General features: G+C 60.6%; 20 protein-coding genes. 8 read left to right on the top strand and 12 right to left on the bottom strand.

The genetic code is table 11. From position 1 onward, the window contains the following. Positions 1–130 precede the first annotated feature (130 nt). The 5 genes from JIN84_RS04670 to JIN84_RS04650 all read right to left on the bottom strand — a co-directional run bounded on the left by JIN84_RS04670 (position 131) and on the right by JIN84_RS04650 (position 5,450). On the bottom strand, positions 131–1,798 hold the full coding sequence (locus tag JIN84_RS04670; protein ID WP_200349844.1) for a hypothetical protein: 1,668 nt from the start codon (positions 1,796–1,798) through the stop codon (positions 131–133). After that, entirely contained in the window at positions 1,798–2,745 is a 948-nt protein-coding gene (locus JIN84_RS04665) for an ABC transporter ATP-binding protein (protein ID WP_200349843.1), read from the bottom strand. The genes JIN84_RS04670 and JIN84_RS04665 overlap by 1 nt, the downstream gene beginning before the upstream one ends. Positions 2,746–2,748: 3 nt before the next feature. Next, the gene (locus tag JIN84_RS04660) at positions 2,749–3,702 is read right to left on the bottom strand and encodes a hypothetical protein (protein ID WP_200349842.1); all 954 of its coding nucleotides are present in this window, start codon (positions 3,700–3,702) and stop codon (positions 2,749–2,751) included. A 40-nt stretch (positions 3,703–3,742) separates the two neighbouring features. Continuing rightward, positions 3,743–4,936 carry a hypothetical protein gene (locus JIN84_RS04655; RefSeq protein ID WP_200349841.1) on the bottom strand — a complete coding sequence of 398 codons (1,194 nt, stop codon included), beginning with the start codon at positions 4,934–4,936 and terminating at the stop codon, positions 3,743–3,745. 61 nt (positions 4,937–4,997) lie between these two features. Then, entirely contained in the window at positions 4,998–5,450 is a 453-nt protein-coding gene (locus JIN84_RS04650) for a nucleoside deaminase (RefSeq protein WP_234043179.1), read from the bottom strand. A 258-nt stretch (positions 5,451–5,708) separates the two neighbouring features. Between JIN84_RS04650 and JIN84_RS04645 the strand changes: the two genes are divergently transcribed. From JIN84_RS04645 to azu, 3 genes are all read left to right on the top strand, one after another. Next, positions 5,709–5,993: a hypothetical protein gene (locus tag JIN84_RS04645; RefSeq protein ID WP_200349839.1), complete on the top strand. Its 285-nt coding sequence runs from the start codon at positions 5,709–5,711 to the stop codon at positions 5,991–5,993. Between the two features lie 33 nt (positions 5,994–6,026). Continuing rightward, positions 6,027–7,133 (top strand): DNA alkylation repair protein, encoded by a 1,107-nt coding sequence (locus JIN84_RS04640; RefSeq protein ID WP_200349838.1) that lies wholly within the window; start codon positions 6,027–6,029, stop codon positions 7,131–7,133. Between the two features lie 70 nt (positions 7,134–7,203). Then, a complete protein-coding gene (gene azu / locus JIN84_RS04635) occupies positions 7,204–7,653 on the top strand; it encodes an azurin (protein ID WP_200349837.1) in 450 nt (149 codons plus the stop codon). 114 nt (positions 7,654–7,767) lie between these two features. Here azu and JIN84_RS04630 read toward each other — a convergent pair whose 3' ends face one another. After that, positions 7,768–8,577 (bottom strand): protein-disulfide reductase DsbD domain-containing protein, encoded by an 810-nt coding sequence (locus JIN84_RS04630; protein ID WP_200349836.1) that lies wholly within the window; start codon positions 8,575–8,577, stop codon positions 7,768–7,770. A gap of 80 nt (positions 8,578–8,657) precedes the next feature. Between JIN84_RS04630 and JIN84_RS04625 the strand changes: the two genes are divergently transcribed. Then, a complete protein-coding gene (locus JIN84_RS04625; protein ID WP_200349835.1) occupies positions 8,658–9,299 on the top strand; it encodes an HAD family hydrolase in 642 nt (213 codons plus the stop codon). Here the strand turns inward: JIN84_RS04625 and JIN84_RS04620 are convergent. Together JIN84_RS04620 and rdgB are read right to left on the bottom strand one after the other, a co-directional pair. Next, positions 9,296–9,817, bottom strand: coding sequence for an NlpC/P60 family protein (locus tag JIN84_RS04620; protein ID WP_200349834.1), 522 nt, complete (start codon positions 9,815–9,817; stop codon positions 9,296–9,298). The two genes, JIN84_RS04625 and JIN84_RS04620, sit on opposite strands and share 4 nt — an antisense overlap. Before the next feature lie 35 nt (positions 9,818–9,852). Continuing rightward, entirely contained in the window at positions 9,853–10,443 is a 591-nt protein-coding gene (gene rdgB / locus JIN84_RS04615) for an RdgB/HAM1 family non-canonical purine NTP pyrophosphatase (protein ID WP_200349833.1), read from the bottom strand. Between the two features lie 78 nt (positions 10,444–10,521). Here rdgB and JIN84_RS04610 point away from each other — a divergent pair, with 78 nt between their 5' ends. Further along, positions 10,522–10,980: a thioredoxin family protein gene (locus JIN84_RS04610; protein WP_200349832.1), complete on the top strand. Its 459-nt coding sequence runs from the start codon at positions 10,522–10,524 to the stop codon at positions 10,978–10,980. A 63-nt stretch (positions 10,981–11,043) separates the two neighbouring features. Here JIN84_RS04610 and JIN84_RS04605 read toward each other — a convergent pair whose 3' ends face one another. The 4 genes from JIN84_RS04605 to JIN84_RS04590 all read right to left on the bottom strand — a co-directional run bounded on the left by JIN84_RS04605 (position 11,044) and on the right by JIN84_RS04590 (position 14,685). Further along, a complete protein-coding gene (locus JIN84_RS04605; protein ID WP_200349831.1) occupies positions 11,044–11,418 on the bottom strand; it encodes a hypothetical protein in 375 nt (124 codons plus the stop codon). Beyond that, positions 11,415–11,957: an RNA polymerase sigma factor gene (locus tag JIN84_RS04600; protein ID WP_267908161.1), complete on the bottom strand. Its 543-nt coding sequence runs from the start codon at positions 11,955–11,957 to the stop codon at positions 11,415–11,417. The genes JIN84_RS04605 and JIN84_RS04600 overlap by 4 nt, the downstream gene beginning before the upstream one ends. Then, positions 11,957–12,649 (bottom strand): OmpH/Skp family outer membrane protein, encoded by a 693-nt coding sequence (locus tag JIN84_RS04595; RefSeq protein ID WP_200349829.1) that lies wholly within the window; start codon positions 12,647–12,649, stop codon positions 11,957–11,959. The genes JIN84_RS04600 and JIN84_RS04595 overlap by 1 nt, the downstream gene beginning before the upstream one ends. Positions 12,650–12,729: 80 nt before the next feature. Further along, positions 12,730–14,685 (bottom strand): DUF455 family protein, encoded by a 1,956-nt coding sequence (locus JIN84_RS04590; protein WP_200349828.1) that lies wholly within the window; start codon positions 14,683–14,685, stop codon positions 12,730–12,732. 110 nt (positions 14,686–14,795) lie between these two features. On the opposite strand from JIN84_RS04590, the gene JIN84_RS04585 reads away from it, so the two are divergent. The 3 genes from JIN84_RS04585 to JIN84_RS04575 all read left to right on the top strand — a co-directional run bounded on the left by JIN84_RS04585 (position 14,796) and on the right by JIN84_RS04575 (position 21,689). After that, positions 14,796–15,617 (top strand): alpha/beta hydrolase, encoded by an 822-nt coding sequence (locus tag JIN84_RS04585; RefSeq protein WP_200349827.1) that lies wholly within the window; start codon positions 14,796–14,798, stop codon positions 15,615–15,617. 145 nt (positions 15,618–15,762) lie between these two features. Next, complete coding sequence (gene leuS / locus JIN84_RS04580; protein WP_200349826.1) at positions 15,763–18,300, top strand: leucine--tRNA ligase; 2,538 nt, start codon at positions 15,763–15,765, stop codon at positions 18,298–18,300. A gap of 5 nt (positions 18,301–18,305) precedes the next feature. Continuing rightward, positions 18,306–21,689 (top strand): DEAD/DEAH box helicase, encoded by a 3,384-nt coding sequence (locus JIN84_RS04575; RefSeq protein ID WP_200349825.1) that lies wholly within the window; start codon positions 18,306–18,308, stop codon positions 21,687–21,689. Positions 21,690–21,698: the final 9 nt, after the last annotated feature.

The raw sequence follows: 21,698 nt of genomic DNA, 5'->3' as shown, positions 1-21,698 counted from the left end.
ATTCCGTCCAGCCCAATCGTTCAAGCCGCCTTGTAGCCGCTCTTTTCCAAGTTCACATGTTTACTATCCTCACCGGCCCTTTCACCACAGGATTATCCGGCGGTATGCCGATGGATTCCCGTAGTCCCTCTCAATCCTCCTTCGTCGCGATGGCCTTTCTCGCCGCGCGCAGCTGTGTCGCAAGCCACGCCGCGGTTAGAAAAGCGATGGCCTGCCAGAAGTAGAACGCGCGGGGGACGGACTTCGCGAGGTTCGGCGGCAGCTCGGAGATGGAGAGCTCCACGATGGCGGCATAGATGGGGCCGCTCGAGGGAGAGAGGCCGAAGAGCCAGGACGCCGCGGGAATCAGACGCTCGTGTGTCGCGCTGAGCACCGCGCCAACCATCATGGGCACGACGCCGATGAAGATGACGGCCAGGCCGACGATTTTTCCGCCCTTCGCCTCCAGCAGCGAATGATAACAAACCGCGAATGACAGCAGGACCAGTGTGAAAATGCCCAGGACCCGCAATGGGAGTTCATGCCCGGGGAACCAGCGGGACTCGACAAGGGCCTGCGTGAAAACATACCAACCCAACGCGCCCGCGAGGGCCATGAGAATGACCCAGCCGGAAGCCGTCGCGGCATCCGAGAGGATGGGCAGCGAATTCCCACCTTCCTTGCGGACACGACGCCAGCCGCGGATCTGGATGTCCTCACCCGGTGTGATGATCGAGATGAGCACACAGAGGATGAGCAATGTCACCAGGCCGTAGATGCCGGACATGGCGACGGCTTCCGAGGGTTGTGGCACCCAATCGATGCTGGTGGCGCGGGGAACGATGCGGAAGAGTCCTCCGGCGAGAGCGCGGGAGGGGAAAAGGTTGCCAGGGTCGATCATCGGCAGCGCGTTCCCCAACAGAAGCAGCTGGATCCAGACGAAGAATCCCGTGGCCCAGACCTTGCCGAGCAGCAGGGACTCCTGCTTGCGCCACCTGCGGCAGAGCATGACGATGAAGGTGAGGATCAGCCCGCCCTGGCAGAAGACCGTGAACGCGGTCTCGGGAAAATCGAGATTGAAGAACTTCACCGTGGGAGCGATGCGCTGGCCGGTGGCGACGATGGCGCCGGCGGTGCGTGGCAGGATGCCGGGCAGGCATTCGGCCAGGACCGGGTGGATGGTGAGGTATTTGAAAAACACCAGGCCGAACTTCGCCACCTGGGGCACGATGGTGTAGAGACTGGTCACGATGCCGATGGAGGCGAGGAACGCCCAACGGCGGTTGCGGATGACTGTGCCGGTCAGAAGGCCGGTGAGGTGATAGGTCAGCGCGGAGGTGAAGAAAACGGTGTAGAGCGGAAGCCAGGAGCTCATCTCCACCTGCCCGACCCATAACGCGCGGATGGTGAAGGGCAGCGTGGCGAGGACCATCACATGCTCACGGACGGGAAGGCCGAAGAGATATCCCAGCACTTTTGACAACGGGGACATGGGGATCAGCCTCTGGTAATCGATCACGCCCTCATCCTTCTCCGCGGTCATGCCGCCGGAAACGAGCGCCGTGCCCATGATGAAGAGGATGAGCGCTTGGAAAACCAGCAGCGGGAGGATGGTGACCCGCTCCGCATCCATGGGGGCAAGTCCCTGATGAAGGGCGATGGCCCGGCTCAGGAAATAGATGAAGCCGGAGATGAGCAACGCGATGAGCAATGCGATGCCGAGGCCCTGGGGCCGCAGGCGGGATTGGCAATAACGCAGGAAGATCGGGTTGCGCCGGATGTTCCATGCGGAATGGACGATGGGTTGTTGCGTGTTCATCAGTTGCGGTTGCTTTCTGCCACCTCCACGAGGATGTCCTCGAAGGACGAACGCTTTTCCTCGAACGCGCGCATCCTCACTCCGAGTCGGACCAGCCCGGCCATGAGGTCCGCCTGTGATTCGTCGCTGCCCTTGTAGCCGAAGATGATCTGCTGCCCCGACCGCTGCAGATCATGCACGGCGGGCTGTGCCGAAAGCCATTCGGCGGCCTGTTCGTGGCCGCTGAGCAGGCTGGCCGTCAGGGTGCGTTCGTTGCTGCCCAGTTGCTCGCGGACCTGCTCGACCGTGCCGGAGGCAAGGAGTTTTCCCCGGTTCATCACACAGAGGGAGGTGCACATCTCCGCGAGCTCGCTGAGGATGTGCGAACTGACGAAAACGGTGGCTCCGGTGGCGGCGAGTTTGCGCAGGGCATGCCGGAGATCCCGCCGGGCCAGCGGATCGAGCCCGCTGGCGGGTTCGTCCAGGATGAGGACACGCGGACGGTGGAGAAGGGTTTTCGCAAGGACGACCCGCTGGGTCTGGCCGCGTGAAAGCTTGTTGCACCAGCTGTCGCGCTGGTTCGTGAGGTCCACCTCCTCCAGGCACTCGGCGACCCGGTCGCGGCGTTGCGCCCTGTTTCCGATGCCGTAGGCATTCGCGTGGAAATCGAGGAACTCCCATACTTTCAAATCGGACGGAACAGGTGCGAGATCCGGCATGTAGCCGATGATGCGCCGTGCGGACTCGATGTCTTCCAAGACATCCACGCCACTCAGGATGACCTCGCCGTAGGTGGGCTCCATGAGAGTGGTCAGGACACGGAATGTGCTGGTTTTCCCCGCTCCGTTCGGCCCGACAATGCCGAAGACCTCGCCAGGCGGGACTTGCAGCGTGAGGTCGTTCACGGCAACGAAATTTCCGTAGTCCACACGGAGGGAACGGATGTCGATGGCGGGCGGGGAACTCATCTGTCAGAATTCAAGGAAATCGCGGGAGTCAAAATCCTCCGGCAGGCTGAGGCCGATGGAGCCGAGCTCCTTCTCGGTCTCGGCGCGTTGTTTGGCGCGGGCTTCCTCATAGGAGGCACGCTGGTCGGGACGGAGCACGGACAGGATGGCGTCCTGTTTGGACTTGCCGCTGAGCGTGCTGTCCGTGCCCTGGCCCTCGAACCGCATTTCGGGATCATAATCGCGCGCGCCGCGGGCGAGCATGCCGAAAACCTGCCCGCGCTGGTCGTCATCCAATTTGACGATCTGGTCCAGCCGCTCGACCTTCATGTCCGCCTCCTTTTGCACGCTCTCGACTTTTTCCCGCATGTGTTCGGCCTTGAAGCCCACGTACTTGTCAGGGCTGAGCGTGTTCCGCATGAACGATTCCAAGCCGTCCTCGATACGGATGTCATTGGTGGCGGCGTTGAGATCCTCCATCTTCACGCCTTTCTGGGAGATGAGCGCGGTGAAACGCTTCGCTTCCTCCTCCGCCCGGACATCCAACCATTTTTTCAAGGATTCCTGCTGGTCCGGGGTGAGGGAATACTTGCGGGCGAGTTCTCCGGACAATTCGTCCGAGCGACGCTGCAGTTCCTTGGTCCGCATGCGGTCGAAGATGGGCGCGAGGTCCCGGATGAGGGGTTGCGTCGCGCGGAAGACATCTTCCGGAGTGACGGGGCGGCCTTCGCGGAAGTCGTCGGCGATGCTGCGCAAACCGTCCTTCAGCGTGCGTCCGGGGCGTTTGGAGCCCTGGGGATCCAGGGCTTCCAGCGAAGCGACACGGTTGTTCGATTGTTTGAGCTCGGCTTCGAGTTTTGCGACCCGTTCCTCCGCCGAGCCTTCCGGCGGCGGCATGCTCTGGATGAACAGGATGGCACCCGTGGCTCCGATGGCGAGGCCGGCTGCAAGGGGGATGATGGAACGCAGGGTTGACATGGGCTTTCAGGTGGAGGGCGTCTGATGTTGCGGGATCCCCCTATTTGAGCTCGCGCCGGAGCTCCACGATGCTGTCGCGGATTTCAAATGCGGAACTCCGGAGGTGTTCGAGGGCGGCGCGCTGGTCGGGATCCCGCTCGATTTCCATCAGCTCCTGGCAGGAACCCACGGCTTCGTTGAGCCAGTTCAGGCAGCGTTTCAAAACGGCCAGCACAAATCCCGCTTCCGGCTCGTAGCCGCTCCCACGACCGTGCAGGACCCCGGCCAGCTTGCCACTCACCTGGAGCAGGTTGGTAACAAGCTGGTAGGACGGCGTCCCCGGCCCACCGTCGCTCCGGACGACATCCATGGCGCGCATGGCGAGTTCCTGAGCCTGCCTCTGAAGCGGGTGGTCCTCTTCATTTCCAAACGACCCCTCATCATCGTCGAAGTCATCGTCCACCGTTCCGCCGTCTTCGAAATCCCGGGCGTCATCATCCGGACCGAAGTCAGCGCTTTCGCTGGAAAACTCGTTTTCCCCTGCTTCATCCCGATCCGCGAGGGCGTCCAGCAGACCGTCCCAGCCCATGACGAAGGCCTCCTTCTGCTCGCTGTCCACGTCCTCCATGTATTTCTCAAGCACTTCCTGATAGGCGTCCGTCAGGCGGTCGGATTCCTTGAGACGCTCCTCCCAAGCGAACTCATCCAGCTCTCCGGAAACATCCGGCTCGGGGCCTTCCGGGTCACGGCGGCGGATGACCTGCGCCATGAAATCCCGCATGGAATTCAGGTTCGCGAGCTTCTGTGCGTCCTCCCCATCCTCGTCCATCTGCCATTCATGCGGCGAGATCGTAAGCGTGTACCCGGCGGACTCGATGACCACGCGGCCGTTGATCTCGCTGAACCACTCGAGATAAAGAGTGTTATGCCATTCGTAAGGTATCTCCTGATGGTTCTGATAGAGAGTGTTGAACTCCTCCTCGCTGACCGTCGGAATCTTGTTTTTCCGGGAGGCCGTCATGTCACCGACGATTCCCGTTTGATCGATGTCCAATGCCTCCGCGTCCGGCCCCGTCACCGGTGAAGGGTTTTCAAATTGCAGCCGTGTGCCGGCAAGATCGCGCCAGCAGTCACCATCGAGTGAAAGGATCAGCGGCTCGTCGCGTCCGGCCAGCCAGATGCGCCCTGTGGTACGCCCCTCGACGGTGTTGTCAATTTCACCGTGGGCGACCGCTTCTTCGATCCTCCATGCCATGGAGGAGAGCTTCCACACGACCGGGGGCAGCCGTCAAGCAAGCGTCTGCGGCGATTTTCTCTCAATAGTGCCGCCGGTTGGGAAGCCGGCTGTATTCCCTGGCGAGTTGCAACGCCTCCTCACGGCACGATTCCTCCGACGGAATGAGGCGCTCTTGCTCGGGAAGACGCATCTGGCGGTGGAATTCCGTATCGTCGAATCCGATCTCCGCCGCGTCTCCGATGCTGAAACCATAATAAATCCTGCCGATCCTCGCCCAGTGGATCGCACCCAGACACATCGGACATGGCTGTCCGGTGGTGTGGATTTCACAACCTGCGAGTGAAAATGTCCCGAGTTTCGCACAGGCATCCCGGATGGCGGACACCTCCCCGTGTGCCGTCGGATCATTCGTCGCCAGAACCCGGTTCCAACCTTCTCCAATAATCGCTCCATCCCTCACAACCACCGCGCCGAATGGTCCTCCCTCTCCCTGACGCATGCCCCGGCGTGCGAGGTCGATGGCTTTTTTCATGAAATATGCCGGTTCGTGCATGGTGATTTTTGAATATGCCGGTCGGACCGTCCAGCGGTCCGAACACCCCAGAATCGGCCATGATCCGGGTGGATGGCGAGCGGTTTTTCGAGGGAAAGAATGCCGAATTGGTCACTGGCCAATCATTCCGCACTAACCCATATTCGCAGCCTTTCGATTTCAGCCATGCAAAACGCACCCGTCAGTCCACACCCATCCCATCTGCGCACACAATGCGCCGGGGACATCAACCGGGTAATGACCCGCTTCCCGTTGATCGTGCAGATCCTCAAGGAGCTTCGCGAAACGCAGATCCCCTTGCCCGGCGACAACGACATACGCCATGGCTGCGAGCGCGCCCTCACGAGCATGCTTTCGGAACTCGCCCGAATCGAAACCGCCCCTGCCGGAAATTTTTCGAAAGACGAGGAAACCGCGCAGAGCTGGCTGCATTGCCCGGATGCGAGACAGTTCATCGATGCCGATGTTCTCCAGCGCATGCAGATTTTCATCGATTTCATTCTCGATCCGAAGGCCGCCTGATGCGCATGGTGCGACCCGGCAAGCGCCCGCACCATGGAGCCTTTCAAAAACGCATTTTCCTATCCGAACGCCTGCCGCATCGCGACGCGCATCCTGGACGTTCATCCGGCATTTCCCATGGCCGCCTTCCGCCGCGGGCTGGAAGAGGAGCTCGAGCCTCTGGAGCTGAAACAGCGGATGCGGTCGATCGCGCTGCGTATCGAGGCCGGTCTTCCGGAATCACCGGAGCTGTTTCCCATCCTTGTCAAAACCCTCGCGCGGAATGAGGACGATCCGGATGGCCTGCGTGGTTTCCTCGTCTGGCCTCTCACCGACATCGTGGCACGGCGCGGCTTGGATCATTTCGAAGAGTCGATGGCCGCGCTGCGTGAGATGACACGCGTTTTCACCGCGGAGTTCGCCATCCGTCCGTTCCTGCGGGAACACCGGCAACGCACGCTCCGCCACATGAAGAAATGGGCGAAGGATCCGGACGAGCATGTCCGGCGGCTTGTATCCGAAGGCACCCGCCCGCTGCTGCCATGGGGCGAGCGTCTCCCCGAACTGATGGCGGATCCCGGTCTTGCCATGCCATTGTTGGAAATCCTCCACCGCGACAAGAGCGACTACGTGCGACTGTCCGTTTCCAACCATCTTAACGATTTCAGCAAATCCCATCCGGAACTGGTATTGGAAACCCTGGCAAAATGGCGGGATGCGGGAAAGCCGGACGCCGGTTTTGCGAAACTCGCCCGTCACGCCTGCCGCACGCTCATCAAACAAGGCCACCCGCAGGCGCTTTCCTACCACGGATTCGGCAGCGCGGATTCCTTGGAAATCGAGGAATTCTCGCTCCTCACTCCAGCGGTGGAAATCGGCGGGCATCTCGAGTACCGCCTGCGGGTGAGGAACACCTCCCCCGCCCCGCTGCGGGTGCTCTACGATTACGCGATCCTGCATCGCAAGGCGAACGGCAGCCAGACTCCCAAGGTTTTCAAGGGGCGGGTCAGGGAGCTGGCAGGCGGGGAAATCTGGGAGATCACCGGCCGTCATCCGATGAAACCGGTCACCACCCGGGTCTACCATTCGGGCCGGCACGCCATCGAACCACGGCTGAACGGCCGGGCGTTTCCTGCGTTGGACTTTGATTTCCATGCGTGATGCCGCTTTTCGGTTGCTCCCTAAATGAAAGATGCGACAGTTGCCGCACGTTCTAACACGGACATTGATTATGAAAAATTTGATCCTAGCATTCGCAGCCACCTGTATCGCCCTTCCCGCCCTCGCCGAGGAAAAGAAACTCGAACTCACTGGTAACGACCAAATGCAGTTCAGCACCAAGGCATTGGAAGTCACCGCCGGTGACACCGTGGTTCTCACTTTCAAACACATCGGCAAGCTTCCGAAGGCTGCCATGGGCCACAACTTCGTCCTTCTCAAGGCGGGCACCGCGATTCCTGCCTTCGCAACCAAGGCGATGAAGGCAACCACCACCGACTACGTCCCTGAAGACGAGGAGAGCAAGAAGCAGGTCATCGCCCACACCAAGCTTCTGGGCGGCGGCGAGACGGAGACCCTCACTTTCACCGCTCCTGCCGAAGCCGGTGCCTATCCATTCGTCTGCACCTTCCCAGGCCACTTCGCCCTGATGTCCGGTGTTCTGACCGTGAAGGCCAAGTAAGCCGGCACCATCATTCCCCACACCGCTCCCCCGTTCCGCATCCGTGGTCCGGGGGATTTTTTTGCACCGGTGGAAGCCTGGCCACCGGTTCCAAGGGTCTCCAACCCGCGACTCCTACCGTGCCTCGATGGTGGCGAAACGCGGCCCATCCTTACCGAGCGGGGACTTGGATAGCAGGACTCCCGGCAGGGTTGCCTTCCCCTTGGGACCAAACTCGGACCGCCTGACGGTGATTTCGTACGATCCGTCTTTTTGTTCGACGTGCTGCGGTTGGTCCGAGGAAACCTGACCGTCCGAGGAGAAAAAATAGAGATCACCCGGCAGAGTCGAACCGGGATCAGCAGGCGTCAGGCGGAAGCGGATTTCCTCCGCATCCACAGCGGACAAAAGCTTGGCATCCCAATCCTCCAGCGCGCGGGGGATTTCCTGGCGTGCCTTGGAAAACGTCTCATCCACGCCCGATTCGGACGAAACTGGAAGTTCGAGACTGAGGGAGGTTTTTCCCGGATAACACCCGTCGGCACAGGCCATCCACGTGGCGGTGGCCTGGAGCGTGACTTTCGCAGATGGGATTTCCGCAGGAGGTGTGATATCCACCAGCAACATGACATCCCGCTCGTATCCGTGCACGGGATGGACCGCCATCATGGTTTTTTCCGGATATGGCCACTGGATGGGCCCTGCGGAAAAGCCTTCGGGAAGCTGCCACACGATCTTTGTCGGCACACCCGCCACACCGGGGTTCTCCCAATAGGTATGGAACTTCTCGTGATGACGCAGCTTGAGCGCGACGGTGAATTTTTTTCCCGCGCTGATGCCGCCGGTTTCCGAAACGAGTGTGGCATCCACGCCCTTCGGCGGCTTGGTTTCCGCTCCGGCGGAAAGGGCGAGCAGGGAAAAAATCAGTGCAATGAGGCGGCGCATGTCTGCAGGAAACGTGAATCCGCCGCCCATCCTGTCAATCCACACTTGCCAGAGCCACCACCGCCGGGCCATCCCAATGCATGGCATTTTCCGCAGTGTTGTTTGATTTCGACGGCGTGCTCGTCGATACCGAATGGGCGATCTACCAGGCGTGGTTGCGGACATTCCGGAAACACGGGCACGATCTGCCGCTGGCGACGTATACCCGCTGCATCGGCTCCGACTTCGCCACGTGGTCGCCGAAGACGCACCTGGAGGAGCTCTCGGGCCTGGCGTTCGACTGGCACGATCTCGACGCACGGCGGCAGGAGGAGATCCTGCGCGATCTGGCGGGTGAGGGGCTCATGCCCGGCGTCACCGGTTTGCTGGACAAGCTCGCAACCCAGGCGATCCGGCGGGCCGTCGTCTCAAGTTCGTCGCACCATTGGGTGGACGGCTGGTTGGAAAAACTCGCGTTTGCCGATCGGTTCGAGTCGGTGGTCTGCCGGGGAGACGCTCCACGGATCAAGCCCGCGCCGGATCTATACCTGGAAGGTGCGAGGCGGCTCGGACTTCCTCCTGCGGAATGCCTCGTCATCGAGGATTCGCTCAATGGTGTAAAAGCCGCGAAGGCCGCCGGCATGACGGTATGGGTCGTTCCGAACCGGGTGACGGCGGAACTGGATTTTGCCTCCGCCGATCGGGTTTTCCCGACGCTGGCGGAACTCGCCGCGGCGGTTTAAAGCCCCTTGGGATGCCTCACCACGTGGCCGCGGCCCTGACGCGTCGCGGTTTTCCAACGGGGGCCGGATTCGTTCCCCGGGCCACCGGTATCGAGACGGAGGCCCGCGACGGTCATGAAGACATGTCCGTTCCGGATATAGAGCGTGATCCATTTCCCTTCACCTTTCTTGCCGTAGCCGAAAAAGCTCTTGGAAGTACCGCTGCCTTTCATGAGGCCCGCTTCACGCAGGACATAGGAGACGGAACCCGAGCAATCGTAACCCGAATCCTGCAATTTCCCATGGCCGCCGCCCCATTTGTAAGGTTTCCCCTGGAGCCGGTTACCTGCGGCGATGGCGCGTTTCACTGCAGCGGGGGCGTTTCTTGGAGCGTAGGCCACCCCATCCTTGATCATCGCCGTGCGACCTCTCTCGAACCGGTACGAAACCGGGTGCTTGGCTTTCACCTGACTTGAGCAGGATGCCAATGTGCCGATGACGGGCGTCAGGAGGGCAAGGAGCAGGAAAAACCGTTTCATGATGAAAAGTTTTTCAAATTATCAAGAAATGTAAATTATTTTATGCCGTTGTCGTTGAGATACGCGATGACCTCCGCCAGCGCACGGGAGCGGTGACTGAGCGTGTTTTTGATCCCGTCACCCAATTCCGCGAAGGTCTGGTCATAGCCGTCTGGTATGAACAACGGATCGTAGCCGAAGCCACCCGTGCCGTGCAGGGCTTCAACCAAGCGACCTTCCACGGCGCCGCTGAAGTGCGCGACTTCCCTGCCATCCCTCGCGAGCACCATGGTACAGCGGAAACGGGCGGTGCGGTCGGATTTCCCCGCCATTTCCGTGAGGAGCCGCGCGTTGTTCTTCGCGTGGTTCCCTTCCTCCCCACCATAACTGGATGACCACACGCCGGGTGCGCCGTCGAGGGCGTCCACTTCCAGACCCGAATCGTCCGAAAGCACCCATCCTTCCACGTGAAGGCTGATGCCCTCGGCCTTGAGCCGCGCGTTTTCTAAAAATTTTGTTCCCGTTTCCTCGATTTCCGGCAGGTCGGGAAACGCCGTCACATCGAGGACTTCGTAGCGGTCGCCGACCATCGCACGGATTTCAGCGGTTTTATGGGCGTTGCGGGTGGCGAGGATGAGGCGTTGCATGGCCACTGGCTACCGGCTCGAAAGAAATCTGGCGATTTTTTTTGAATAAACCGCCAGCTCGCTACGCTTATTAGTAACATGAAAGCAATTACCTGGCTCGCTTCCGCAACCCTGGGCGTCGCCGCTCTCACCTCCTCCGCATTCGCCAACACCCCGGAAGGCTGGACCACCGATCTTGAAAAAGCCTTTGTCCAAGCCAAGGCGGAGAAAAAGTCGGTGCTCGTCGAGTTCACCGGCTCGGACTGGTGCCCGCCATGCATCGCCATGCGGAAAAACGTCTTTTCCAAGAAGGAGTTCGTCTCCGAGGCATCGAAAAAATACATCTTGGTCGAACTGGACTACCCGAACGGCGACAAGGCCGTAAAGGAGAAGAACCAGCCTTACGCCGAGAAATACAAGATCGAGGGCTTCCCGACCGTCATCCTTTTCAATCCGGAAGGAAAGGAATTCACCCGCTTCTTCGCCTCCGAATTCCCGAAAACGGAGGATTTCCTCAAGCACATCGACAAGGCGCTTGAGAAGAAGGATCTCGACTGAGGGCCTGCCTGAAAAAAAAGATTTCAACCCACCCGCCCCGGTTCCATGCCGCGGCGGGTTTTTTCAATCTGGCAGGTCGTCGGACACCAGCTGCGTCAGGCCGAACACCAGCTCGACGGATCCGAACTCACCTACCGGGAGTTCCTCCAACCGCATCCTGCCCTCCTCGTCCACCCTCATCACGGCGATGGTCTCCTGGATTTCGGAAACCGGTGGCACGAAAGCCGCCGTACCACGCTCGCCCGGAGGCAAGCCGATAGGCAGGCCCGAAGGCGCACCCGGAGACTGCCTCCATGCCAGCCAGGGACAGCAGACCAAGGCACATGCCGAGATGCCGGCCAGCATGATGCGCCGTCTCCTCCGCCGGTGACGGGCCTTGCGCACCAGCGGCAGTGTCCTCACCCAGACTTGGTTCGCGGTCTCGTCCGTTGGATTCATATCGATGAATGGGTTGCGGCTTTCTCAAAATTCCGGCGGACACGTTTGCGCAGACGCGCCAGTTTCGACTCCACCGCCTTCACGCTGATCTGGTGTTCCTCGGCGAGATTTTCCTGCGACCAGCCGTCCAGATAATGCCGTTGGATCAACGAAAGATCGCTCGCGTCCAAACCAGCCAGCGCGTCTTCCAACTGGCTCCGGGCGGCGTCGTCCCCATCGATTGATCTCGACTCCTGCCACTGCTGGAAACGTTCATTCAGCCAGGACCTCCGTCCCCTCCGGCGGGCGGTATCGATGACCTCGCAGCGGACGAGACAGGCGAGCCAGGCGTCGAAGGAATCCGCGCTCCCGAACACCTTCGCATGCCGCAGGACCCGCAGGTAGACGCCTTGGACGATCCCCGGCGCATCGCAGGCGGCGGCTCCCCGGGAAACGGCCAAGGCATGGAGCATGGGATAGAAATGATCGTGGAATGTCCGCCACGCGGCTTCGTCGCAGCACGACAACCCATGCGTCAGCGTTGGAATTTCAACATCCATCAACGGCCTGCTTCAACTTCGAGCCTGTCTTCACCAGCGGTTTTTGTCACGGGATTTTCCGCCGGAGCACCGCGGTTGAGCCCCTTGAGAAGGGTTCCGGTGATATCGGTGGAGTCCTTGGCATAGAGAAGGATGGGAACATGGAAGCCGCTGAGACCGGACCGGTCGAGCACATGGTCGAAATCCTCCGATTTCGCCCATTCCTCGACCATCCCCCGGATTTCTCCAAGAATGGCCTTCATCCGGAGGCGCATCTCCTCATTGAGCGCCTGTGCCCGGCGCTGGACGAACTCACGGCGTTCCCGATCAAGGGCGATGGCTTCCTGCTGCCCTGCCTGCCATGTCTTGAAGAGCGATTGTTTTTTCGAGTCATTCAGGGAGGGGTCCTCAAGCTGCTTGCGGATTTTTCCCAGCCGTTCTTCGAGTTCCTTCGCCCGGGCCACGCGCGCGCCATCCTCTTTTTGGATCCTTGCCTGATGAACGCCCATCTCCTTTTCCAGTTCCGTACTACGGTAATACTGCTTGTAGAGCTCCCGCATGTCCACGGTGGCGATTTTCAATGGAGCCGCCAACGGGGATTCCCGACCGCCGGGCACCTCTTCCACCGCATGGACGATGGCGGAAATCGCATACAGGAAAAAGCAGACCGTGCTGATGAAGCGCGGTGTGTGGCCGGATGAATGTCTGGTCATTTCATCCTACCAACGCTTCGAAACCGCTCCACCCCTCGGGTCGATCAAATTTTTTTTTCGGAATCCCTGAGGACTGGATCTCAGCGCTCTTCCCAGAAGGCGAGAAAACTCAATGCGGATGCCGGATCGTTCAGAAAAATTCCGGGCCCCTTCCGGAGCTCCTCCAATTCAGCAGCCGTCAGTGATTGCCGGCGCAACAGACGAAGCCTGCCACCCGCGCTGCCCGGCTTGCGTTTCATCCACTCCCACGCGATGCGGCCCATCGTCATACGGACGTTCATCTCCACCACGGGCTTGAGCGCGGGCGAACCGTCCGCGCGACGGTGGACCATCGCATCCACACACAACGGTCCGACATAGCCGGGAAGCAATCCACCCAGCAACGCCGGAATCTGTTTCTGATAGACCTCCATCACCCGGGCTTCGCGGAATAAATACACCGCGATCTCCGGGTCCAAGATCGTTCCCCATTTCGGACTCACCCGGATGCCGAGAAAGCGTCCCGCCGCGTCGTTTTCCATGCGGGTCATGCCGATGAGCGGGACGGCGCCATCGGCTTTCATTTCGTAGAGTGCGGAGAAATCCATCACGCGATCCAGCCATGGCTCGACGACGACAGAGCCGTGGCTGGCGAGGGTGTTGGAAATCCAGTTGCGTGTCTTCAGCGGATCGCTCTCCGCATTCACCCGCAGATGCCCGCGACCCGCGTAGGACATGGGTGCCTTGAGCAGGGCCTGTCCGGAGCCGAGATGCCGCTGGATCGCCGAGAGGACAGGTTCCACCTCATGAAACAACAATCCGGTTTCCGGAACAGGGCCCATGGCATGCTCCAGACGCAGGCCGATTTCCTTTGAAAACCATTCCGCAGGAAGCGCCTCCCGCCAGGGTTGGTCCACGTTCGGCGAGACGTCGTCCGCATAGGGACGAAGCCGTTCGACCGCATCCGGCGACCATGCCCACGGCCTCAGTCCGCCGAGCTTGCGACCGGCGGGGCTGCCAACCGTCATGATTTCCGGCAACTCATAGCCCGCGTTCTTGAGACTCGTGAGATGGTCGATGGATGGCGCGGCGCGCATCAGCACGGCATCATCCCGCCGGCAGCAGCCCAGCATGAGCGCCTCAAGATCATGCTCGAGTGCCAGCGCCGTTTTATCCGGCTGCCAGGGTTTCCCGATCATCGTGGCACGGGCATGCGATTCCGCGTTCGGATTGAACCAATGCACCACCGGCGTTCTTCCGCGTGAATGCTCGCAAACTTCCAGATGGCTGATGAAATCCTCGTCCAGCCCGGCGAGCCGTCTGCTGTCCGCATTGAACGGAGCCAGCCCTTTCGCCCGCGCCGGGGTGAGCGGAAAATGCAGACAACGACGGAAGGCCTGCCAATCCGTTTCCCCGCCCTCCTTCCAGCGGCGGAACCATTTCAAGCCATGGCCCACGTGCCCGATCTCATCCTGATGGATTTTTTCCAACACCGCCGCCGTCGCCGTATCGCCGACCTGGCGGAAGAGTCCGGCATAGTGTTTTGAAAAATCCAGATTCGCCTGCTCGAACGTGAGGTTCAACCGCGTGACGAAGTCCAAGGGGGTCTCCATCGGTGCGATGAGCCGCCAGAAATGATCGTTCACCGGCAGTTCCCCGAATGCGATGCCACACTCCTTCATGCGCCGCACGTACATCAGCGCGTGAGCCTGCTCCTCGCGCATCGCCTCGTAAACCCCGGCGCGGTATTCCTTCGGCGCGTCCGGGAAACGCAGCAGCACCAGCGCCATCAGCTCCGCGGCCAACAGTTCGTGATTCGCCAGGAAATGCAGCATCACCCCCCTCTCCCGATCATCGTCCAGCCGATGAATCCCGGGAAAATCCACCCGCACCCCATTGCCGCGCACCCGCAGCTCCCGGGGGCGTCCCGGAGCATCCGGCAAGGCGATCGCCGGGCCCGGTGAATGATCCACCGCGCCGACCGGCCCCAGCCGCAGCTTTTCCTCAAGCGTCTCCGCGAACAACACGCGCTCCGCGATTTCCCGGATCTCCGTCACGGCAGGAGAATGAATCGTGGAATGGCAGATCCGGAAGCAGGAATGATGGGAAAAGCATGGATGAAATTCCTGAATCGTCAGCCGGGTATCCGTAAGGCAGCATCGCCACCATGAAGTTTCTCAAAACCCTGCTGATCCTCCAAGCCTGTTTCGTCACCGCGTATGCGAAAGAAGCCGCTCCTGCCGCCAGCATCCCTTATTATCCCGCGGAGACAAAACAGGAGGACCCGGAACACCGTTGTGCGCTGGACATGCGGTTGCCTGCGGACAAGGAGGGATTCGCCACGCTGATCTGGTTCCACGGTGGCGGGCTGACGGGAGGCAAACGTGATTTTCCGCAGTTCCCGGGGGATGGAGTGGCGCTTGTTTCCGCAGGCTACCGGCTTTCCCCACAAGTCCCCTGCCCGGTCTTCATCGAGGACGCGGCGGCGGCGGTGGCTTGGACGATCAAGAACATCGGGAAGTACGGTGGCGACCCGAAGAAGGTCTTCGTCGGCGGCCACTCGGCGGGCGGCTACCTCGCCTTGATGGTGGGCATGGATGCGAAGTGGCTGAAACCTTACGGGCTGGCACCAGGTGACATCGCCGGACTGCTGCCGGTGAGCGCGCAGGTCACCACCCATTTCCACGTGAAGGAACTGGAGAAAATCCCCGGGCCTTCGTTGGTTCCCTACATCGATGACTTCGCGCCGCTTCGGTTCTCGTCCAAGGATCTGCCGCCGATCTGCCTGATCACGGGCGACCGCCGGATCGAGTGGCCGTGCCGGGTGGAGGAAAACGAACTGCTCTTCGCCACGCTGAAGAAACTGGAGCACCCCGATGTCGAGTTCCACGAGATCAAGGACCTGGACCACGGGACGGTGCCACGCGGTGCGGCGGGGGTGATGCCGGGGTTCATCGAGCGGGTTTCGAAGGCGTTGGACGCCAGGTGAACCACACCGGAGTGGGCCGCGTCTCCCGATTTCTCTTCTTTTCAACGTCCGATGCCGGGCGTCCGATGTTGGATGTTCGCCGCCCTGTCCGGGTTTTTCTTTTCATCTCAAGGAAAATCCACCACCTTGCCGCCCTTTCAAGACCATGTCAGACGCCCGCAAACCATTCCCCTTCCGCGATTTCGAGCCCAAATGGCAACAACGCTGGGAGGACGAGAAGACCTTCCGCACCCCGGGACCGGGCGATGCGGATTTCGATGCCACGAAGCCGAAATACTACGTGCTCGACATGTTCCCCTACCCCAGCGGCGCGGGCCTGCACGTGGGACATCCGGAAGGTTACACCGCCACCGACATCATCGGCCGCTACAAGCGGATGAACGGCTTCAATGTGCTGCATCCGATGGGCTATGACTCGTTCGGCCTGCCTGCGGAGCAATACGCGATCAAGACCGGCCAGCATCCGGCGATCACCACCGCGTCGAACATCGAGAATTTCCGCCGACAATTGAAATCACTGGGTTTCGGCTACGACTGGGACCGTGAGATCGCAACCACTGACCCGGAATACGTGCGCTGGACGCAGTGGATTTTCCTGCAGCTCTACGGCTCGTACTATTGCGAAGAGACCTGTAAGGCGAAGCCGGTTGCCGAACTGGAAGCGAAGGGCTGGACACGCGAGGAGATCGACGAGGTTCGTCTCGCCTACGTCGCGAACACACCTGTCTGGTGGTCGCCCGACCTCGGGACCGTATTGGCAAACGAGGAAGTCGAGGAATGGAAGTCGAAAGGCCACACCGTCGAGCGCCGCCCGCTGCGCCAGTGGATGCTGCGGATCACGAAATACGCCCAGCGTCTGATCGACGAACTGGACACCCTCGATTGGCCGGATGGCATCAAGATGCTTCAGAAAAACTGGATCGGCCGCAGCGAAGGTGCGGAGGTGGATTTCACCATCGGCGGCAGGGCCGTCACCGTTTTCACGACCCGCCCGGACACCCTCTTCGGTGCCACCTACATGGTGCTCGCACCCGAGCATCCATTCGTCCCGGAAATCACGACCGCCGAACAAAAGGACGCCGTCGAGGCCTATCAGAAAGCGATTTCCTCCAAGTCCGACATGGACCGCGGAGATCTCAACAAGGACAAGTCCGGCGTCTTCACCGGTGCCTACGCGACGAATCCGGTAAGCGGCGAGCAGATCCCGGTGTGGATCGCGGACTATGTGATGATGGGCTACGGCACAGGGGCGATCATGGCCGTGCCGGCACATGACGAACGGGATTTTGAATTCGCCCAAAAATTCAGCCTGCCGGTCACGCAGGTGGTTCAACCGACCGACGACTCGGATTGGCAAGGCTACACCGCGTATGGAACCGCCGTGAATTCCGGCTTCCTCGACGGGCTTCCGACCGCCGAAGCCAAGTCGAAAATGATCGATTGGCTGGAATCCGATGGCAAGGGCAAGCGCCGCGTGCAGTTCAAGCTGCGCGACTGGTTGTTCTCCCGCCAACGCTACTGGGGCGAACCGTTCCCGATCATCTGGAAGGACGGCCATCACCACGCCATTTCCGAGAGCGAACTGCCGTTGCTCGCGCCACCGCTGGACGACTACAAGCCAAGCGGTTCCCCGGAGCCGATCCTCACCAAGGCCACCGCCTGGGTCGAGCTGCCGGACGGCTCCATCCGCGAGACGAACACGATGCCCCAATGGGCCGGCTCGTGCTGGTACTACCTGCGCTACTGCGATCCTGGTAACAAGGAGCGATTCATCTCCAACGCCGCCGAGGACTATTGGACGGGTGAAAAGCCCGGCATGGTGGATCTCTACGTGGGAGGTACGGAACACGCCGTACTTCACCTGCTCTACGCCCGCTTCTGGCACAAGGTGCTCTTCGATCTCGGCCACGTCCGCACGCCCGAGCCATTCCAGAAGCTCGTCAACCAGGGCCTTATTCTGGGTGAGGACGGCCAGAAGATGTCCAAGTCACGCGGCAACGTGGTGAATCCGGACGACGTCGTTTCCGAGTACGGAGCGGACTCGCTGCGCCTTTACGAAATGTTCATGGGCCCGCTGGAACAGGTGAAGCCATGGCAGATGAAGGGCGTGGAGGGTGTCTCACGTTTCCTCGCCCGCGTCTGGCGTGTCGCCTTCGAGGAAACCGAAGACGGTGGGATCAGGACCTCTCCGAAAATCCAGGACGTGCCATGCACGAACAAGGAGCTGCTCCGCGTGGTCCACGAGACGATCAAGAAGGTCGGCGAGGACATCGAGAAACTCAGCTTCAACACCGCGATCTCGCAGATGATGATCTGCACCAACGCCTTCACCCAGGCGGACGTGGTGCCGTTGAAGGAATTCACCCGGTTCCTCACCGTCCTCGATCCCTTCGCCCCTCACCTTGCGGAGGAAATCAACGCCCGCCTCGGCGGCACCACGATGCTCTCGGAGACCACGTGGCCCGCTTACGACGAATCCGCCCTCGTGAGAAGCGAGATCGAACTCGTGGTGCAGGTGAACGGAAAACTCCGCGACCGCCTGATGGTTTCCAAGGACATCGACGAAGAAGGCGCGAAAGCCGCCGCCTTCGCCAGCAGCAGGGTCAGCGAACATCTCGAAGGAAAAACGATCCGCAAGATCGTCTTCATCCCCGGCAAGATCTTCAATATCGTGGCGAACTGAAGCGGATGGACGCTTTCGTCGCCACCGTCCGGGACGAGCCAACCCTCATCGATTGGCTCAAAACGGACGTCTGGCGGCGGGGCTTCGACCGTGGCAGCCTGATACGGTCCGACGATTACACGAACGACCGCAGCATCCACGTCACGCAGGTCCGGCATGACAGGGGCGATCGTGTGGGCTGCGAGGCCTCGGTCACAGGCACCAGGAAACAACCCTACGACACGGAAGTGGTTTTCTTCCGCACCGGACGCGCATGGGCGGTGGAGGCCGTGTGCTCCTGCCCTGTGGGCATGTACTGCAAACATGGGGCGGCCGTCATTCTGCTGATGTTGGAGAAGCTTCTTCCACCGCGGATCGCGCCCCCGGTCGCAGCCGCGCCGGTCCCCGCGCAACTGGACCACTCGGTGACATCCTGGTTGGACAAGATCCAAACCGCGCAGCAAACCGCCGTCTCACCACCGAAAAAGCCCACGGTTGAAAAACGGTTTCTGGCGTTCTGCCTGATGCAGACGACCTATTACGGTCAGCCTCCCGTCTGGCGTTTCGTGCTCCGCGTCGCCACTTTTCAAAAAGACGGCGGCTTCACCATCAGCGACACCGTGGCGCAGGCGGATCCGAGCAAACCGCCGAAGTACATGGTTCCGGAGGATTTCATACCGGCCTCGCTTTATTACCAGCGCCGGCGCAAGGAGGGCATCTGGGATGAGATGGGTCTGACGGGAGACGGATGGGAGGATCTTCTGCAGGCCACCTTCGCCACCGGGCGATTTTACGTCTCGGGATCGGGTGACAGCGAATGGATACCGGCCCGGGCCGGACCGGATCTTCCCGCACTCCCCGCGTGGGAAATGCTGGCGGATGGCTCCGCACGGCCCGTTTTGGAATTCGAAGACGGTGTCCCCCGCATCATCCTGCCAACGCTGCCACCACGCTATCTGGAACGGGATACCGGCACCATCGGCCTGCTCTCCAGCCACACTCCGCCCAACGTGCTTTCCTCCTGGACCGTAGGACCGAGGATTCCCGCGCGCCAGGTGGCGGCAATCACGGAAAAGCTGCAACAGCTCGCCCCTTCCCTGCCACTGCCACAGGATGTCCGGACCGTCCAGTTGCCTCCCGTCACCCCGAAGCCCCATCTGGTCATTCAGAAAAGACTCTTCGGCTACCGCTACTCGGCGCGGGAGATCATTTGCGGACGTTTGTTTTTTCAGTATCCGGGCGGACAACCGCTTCCTCAGATCGATCCGGCGGCAGCACAGGTCCACTATGAGATCCGGGAAGGAATACGTTATGTCCAGCCCCGCGACCCAGCTTTCGAGAGTGATGCGGAATCCCGGCTGCGCCTTTTGAATTTCATCCCTCTCGAGCAGGCCATCCAACCAAACCTGCTCACGCCGGAAGATCGCCGGGTATCGGTTCCAGACACCGCACCGGACGAGATGATGGAGGCGTGGTTTGATTTCCTCGTGAGTCCCGCACTCGCAGCCATGCGCCAGGATGGTTGGACGGTTGAAATCGAACCGTCCACCGGTCTGCTCATCAGGGATGCCGGAGCCTTTTTCCCGGAAATCGAGCCGGAGACGAGCCATGGCATCGAGTGGTTCCGGTTCGACGCGAAGTTTGAGATCGACGGAAAAAAGCTCAATCTCATTCCCTATATCGCTGAAGCCATCCGGCGGAACATCCCGCCCATCGGATCGCCGGGGTTTCCGGAATTTCTTATTTTTCCCTGCGAAAGGCCTGAAGAGGGTTCCATCCGCTTCCCGGCGGGACCACTCATGGAAATGGTGGATCAGGTGCGCCATCTCTTCTCAAGCCATCAAGGCGACGGCCCGGTGCGCATCGACAGGCTGGGTGCCGCAGTCGTGGCTCATTCGCTCGCGTTGAATGACTCGGAGACTCTCAGATCACTTGCGAAACTGGCAAGTAACTTATTGAATATAAGTTCAATAGAAAACATCCCTCTGCCTAGGAAAGTCACGGCCAAGCTGCGCGATTATCAGGCCGAGGGCTTCCGCTGGTTGCAATTTCTTACAGCGAATTCCCTGCATGGGATCCTTGCCGACGACATGGGCCTGGGGAAAACCGTGCAGACACTCGCCCACCTTGCCGCAGAGTCTGCGAAGAAGCCGCGCAAGCCATCTCTCGTCATCGCGCCCACCTCCGTCGCTCCCAATTGGGCTGCCGAAGCGGAAAAGTTCACCCCACACCTCACGGTCGTCCTGCTTCAGGGCAAGGAACGTGGCGATTCTTACAAGCGCATCGCAAAGGCGGATCTGGTCATCACCTCCTACCCGCTGGTCACCCGGGATTTCGAAATCCTGTCGGCGCAGGAGTGGCACGTCTGCGTGCTGGACGAGGCGCAATACATCAAAAACCCGAACTCCATTGTCGCGAAGAATGTCTGCCAGTTCCGCGCCTCCCATCGGCTCTGCCTTTCCGGAACTCCGATGGAAAACCACCTCGGCGAACTTTGGAGCCTCATGCGTTTCCTCATGCCGGGGTTCCTTGGTGACGAGAAAAGCTTCAACACCCACTTGCGCCGCCCCATCGAACGTGACCGCTCAAGCACCGCCCAGATTTCACTGAACCGGCGCGTGGCCCCTCTGATCCTGCGCCGTACGAAAGATCAGGTTGCCACCGAACTTCCTCCTAAAACGGAGCTCATCCACCCCATCACCCTCGCAAGGAAGCAGACCGATCTCTACGAATCCGTCCGCGCCGCAATGGACAAGCGCGTCCGTGAAGCCATCGCCGCTCAGGGACTCGCCAAGTCACACATCATCGTTCTGGACGCGCTCCTGAAGCTCCGGCAGATCTGCTGTCATCCACTGCTTCTGAAGACCCCTGCGGCCCGCAAGATCACCGATTCGGCAAAGCTGCTTTATCTTACGGACGAACTGCTGCCCACGTTGCTTGAGGAAGGCCGCCGCATCCTTCTCTTTTCGAGTTTCACCTCGATGCTTGAGCTCATCGAAGCTCACTTGCAAGAAGCCCGGATCCCGTTTCTCAAGCTCACCGGTCAGACCCAGGATCGGGCCTCGTTGGTGAAAAAATTCCAATCCGGGGATGTGCCGATCTTCCTTATTTCCCTCAAAGCCGGCGGCACCGGTCTGAATCTCACCGCTGCGGACACGGTCATCCACTACGATCCTTGGTGGAATCCCGCCGCCGAAAATCAAGCGACCGACCGTGCCCACCGCATCGGCCAGACCAAGCCGGTCTTCGTCCACAAGCTGGTCTGCACCGGCACCATCGAGGAGCGGATTCTGGAGCTACAGAAGCATAAATCCGCCCTTGTGGAGGCCTTGCTGTCTGAAGAAACCAGCAAACTCAGGATCGACCCGGAAACGCTGTCCCACCTCCTCGCACCGCTCGAACAACCTTGATGCCAACCC

Origin of the sequence: Luteolibacter yonseiensis (assembly GCF_016595465.1) — a bacterium.
Taxonomy (GTDB): domain Bacteria; phylum Verrucomicrobiota; class Verrucomicrobiia; order Verrucomicrobiales; family Akkermansiaceae; genus Luteolibacter; species Luteolibacter yonseiensis.
The sequence above is the reverse complement of the archived record's forward strand: the minus strand, read 5'-3'. Positions and strand labels throughout refer to the sequence as shown.

Excerpts from the sequence above, each read along its gene's own strand:
- JIN84_RS04655 (WP_200349841.1), bottom strand. The coding sequence starts at position 4,936 with ATGGCATGGAGGATCGAAGAAGCGGTCGCCCACGGTGAAATTGACAAC.
- JIN84_RS04595 (WP_200349829.1), bottom strand. The coding sequence starts at position 12,649 with ATGACCAGACATTCATCCGGCCACACACCGCGCTTCATCAGCACGGTC.
- JIN84_RS04640 (WP_200349838.1), top strand. The coding sequence starts at position 6,027 with ATGGAGCCTTTCAAAAACGCATTTTCCTATCCGAACGCCTGCCGCATC.
- JIN84_RS04660 (WP_200349842.1), bottom strand. The coding sequence starts at position 3,702 with ATGTCAACCCTGCGTTCCATCATCCCCCTTGCAGCCGGCCTCGCCATC.
- JIN84_RS04605 (WP_200349831.1), bottom strand. The coding sequence starts at position 11,418 with ATGAATCCAACGGACGAGACCGCGAACCAAGTCTGGGTGAGGACACTG.
- azu (WP_200349837.1), top strand. The coding sequence starts at position 7,204 with ATGAAAAATTTGATCCTAGCATTCGCAGCCACCTGTATCGCCCTTCCC.
- JIN84_RS04625 (WP_200349835.1), top strand. The coding sequence starts at position 8,658 with ATGGCATTTTCCGCAGTGTTGTTTGATTTCGACGGCGTGCTCGTCGAT.
- JIN84_RS04670 (WP_200349844.1), bottom strand. The coding sequence starts at position 1,798 with ATGAACACGCAACAACCCATCGTCCATTCCGCATGGAACATCCGGCGC.
- JIN84_RS04600 (WP_267908161.1), bottom strand. The coding sequence starts at position 11,957 with ATGGATGTTGAAATTCCAACGCTGACGCATGGGTTGTCGTGCTGCGAC.
- JIN84_RS04585 (WP_200349827.1), top strand. The coding sequence starts at position 14,796 with ATGAAGTTTCTCAAAACCCTGCTGATCCTCCAAGCCTGTTTCGTCACC.
- JIN84_RS04610 (WP_200349832.1), top strand. The coding sequence starts at position 10,522 with ATGAAAGCAATTACCTGGCTCGCTTCCGCAACCCTGGGCGTCGCCGCT.
- leuS (WP_200349826.1), top strand. The coding sequence starts at position 15,763 with ATGTCAGACGCCCGCAAACCATTCCCCTTCCGCGATTTCGAGCCCAAA.
- JIN84_RS04665 (WP_200349843.1), bottom strand. The coding sequence starts at position 2,745 with ATGAGTTCCCCGCCCGCCATCGACATCCGTTCCCTCCGTGTGGACTAC.
- JIN84_RS04620 (WP_200349834.1), bottom strand. The coding sequence starts at position 9,817 with ATGAAACGGTTTTTCCTGCTCCTTGCCCTCCTGACGCCCGTCATCGGC.
- JIN84_RS04575 (WP_200349825.1), top strand. The coding sequence starts at position 18,306 with ATGGACGCTTTCGTCGCCACCGTCCGGGACGAGCCAACCCTCATCGAT.
- JIN84_RS04645 (WP_200349839.1), top strand. The coding sequence starts at position 5,709 with ATGACCCGCTTCCCGTTGATCGTGCAGATCCTCAAGGAGCTTCGCGAA.
- JIN84_RS04630 (WP_200349836.1), bottom strand. The coding sequence starts at position 8,577 with ATGCGCCGCCTCATTGCACTGATTTTTTCCCTGCTCGCCCTTTCCGCC.
- rdgB (WP_200349833.1), bottom strand. The coding sequence starts at position 10,443 with ATGCAACGCCTCATCCTCGCCACCCGCAACGCCCATAAAACCGCTGAA.
- JIN84_RS04650 (WP_234043179.1), bottom strand. The coding sequence starts at position 5,450 with ATGAAAAAAGCCATCGACCTCGCACGCCGGGGCATGCGTCAGGGAGAG.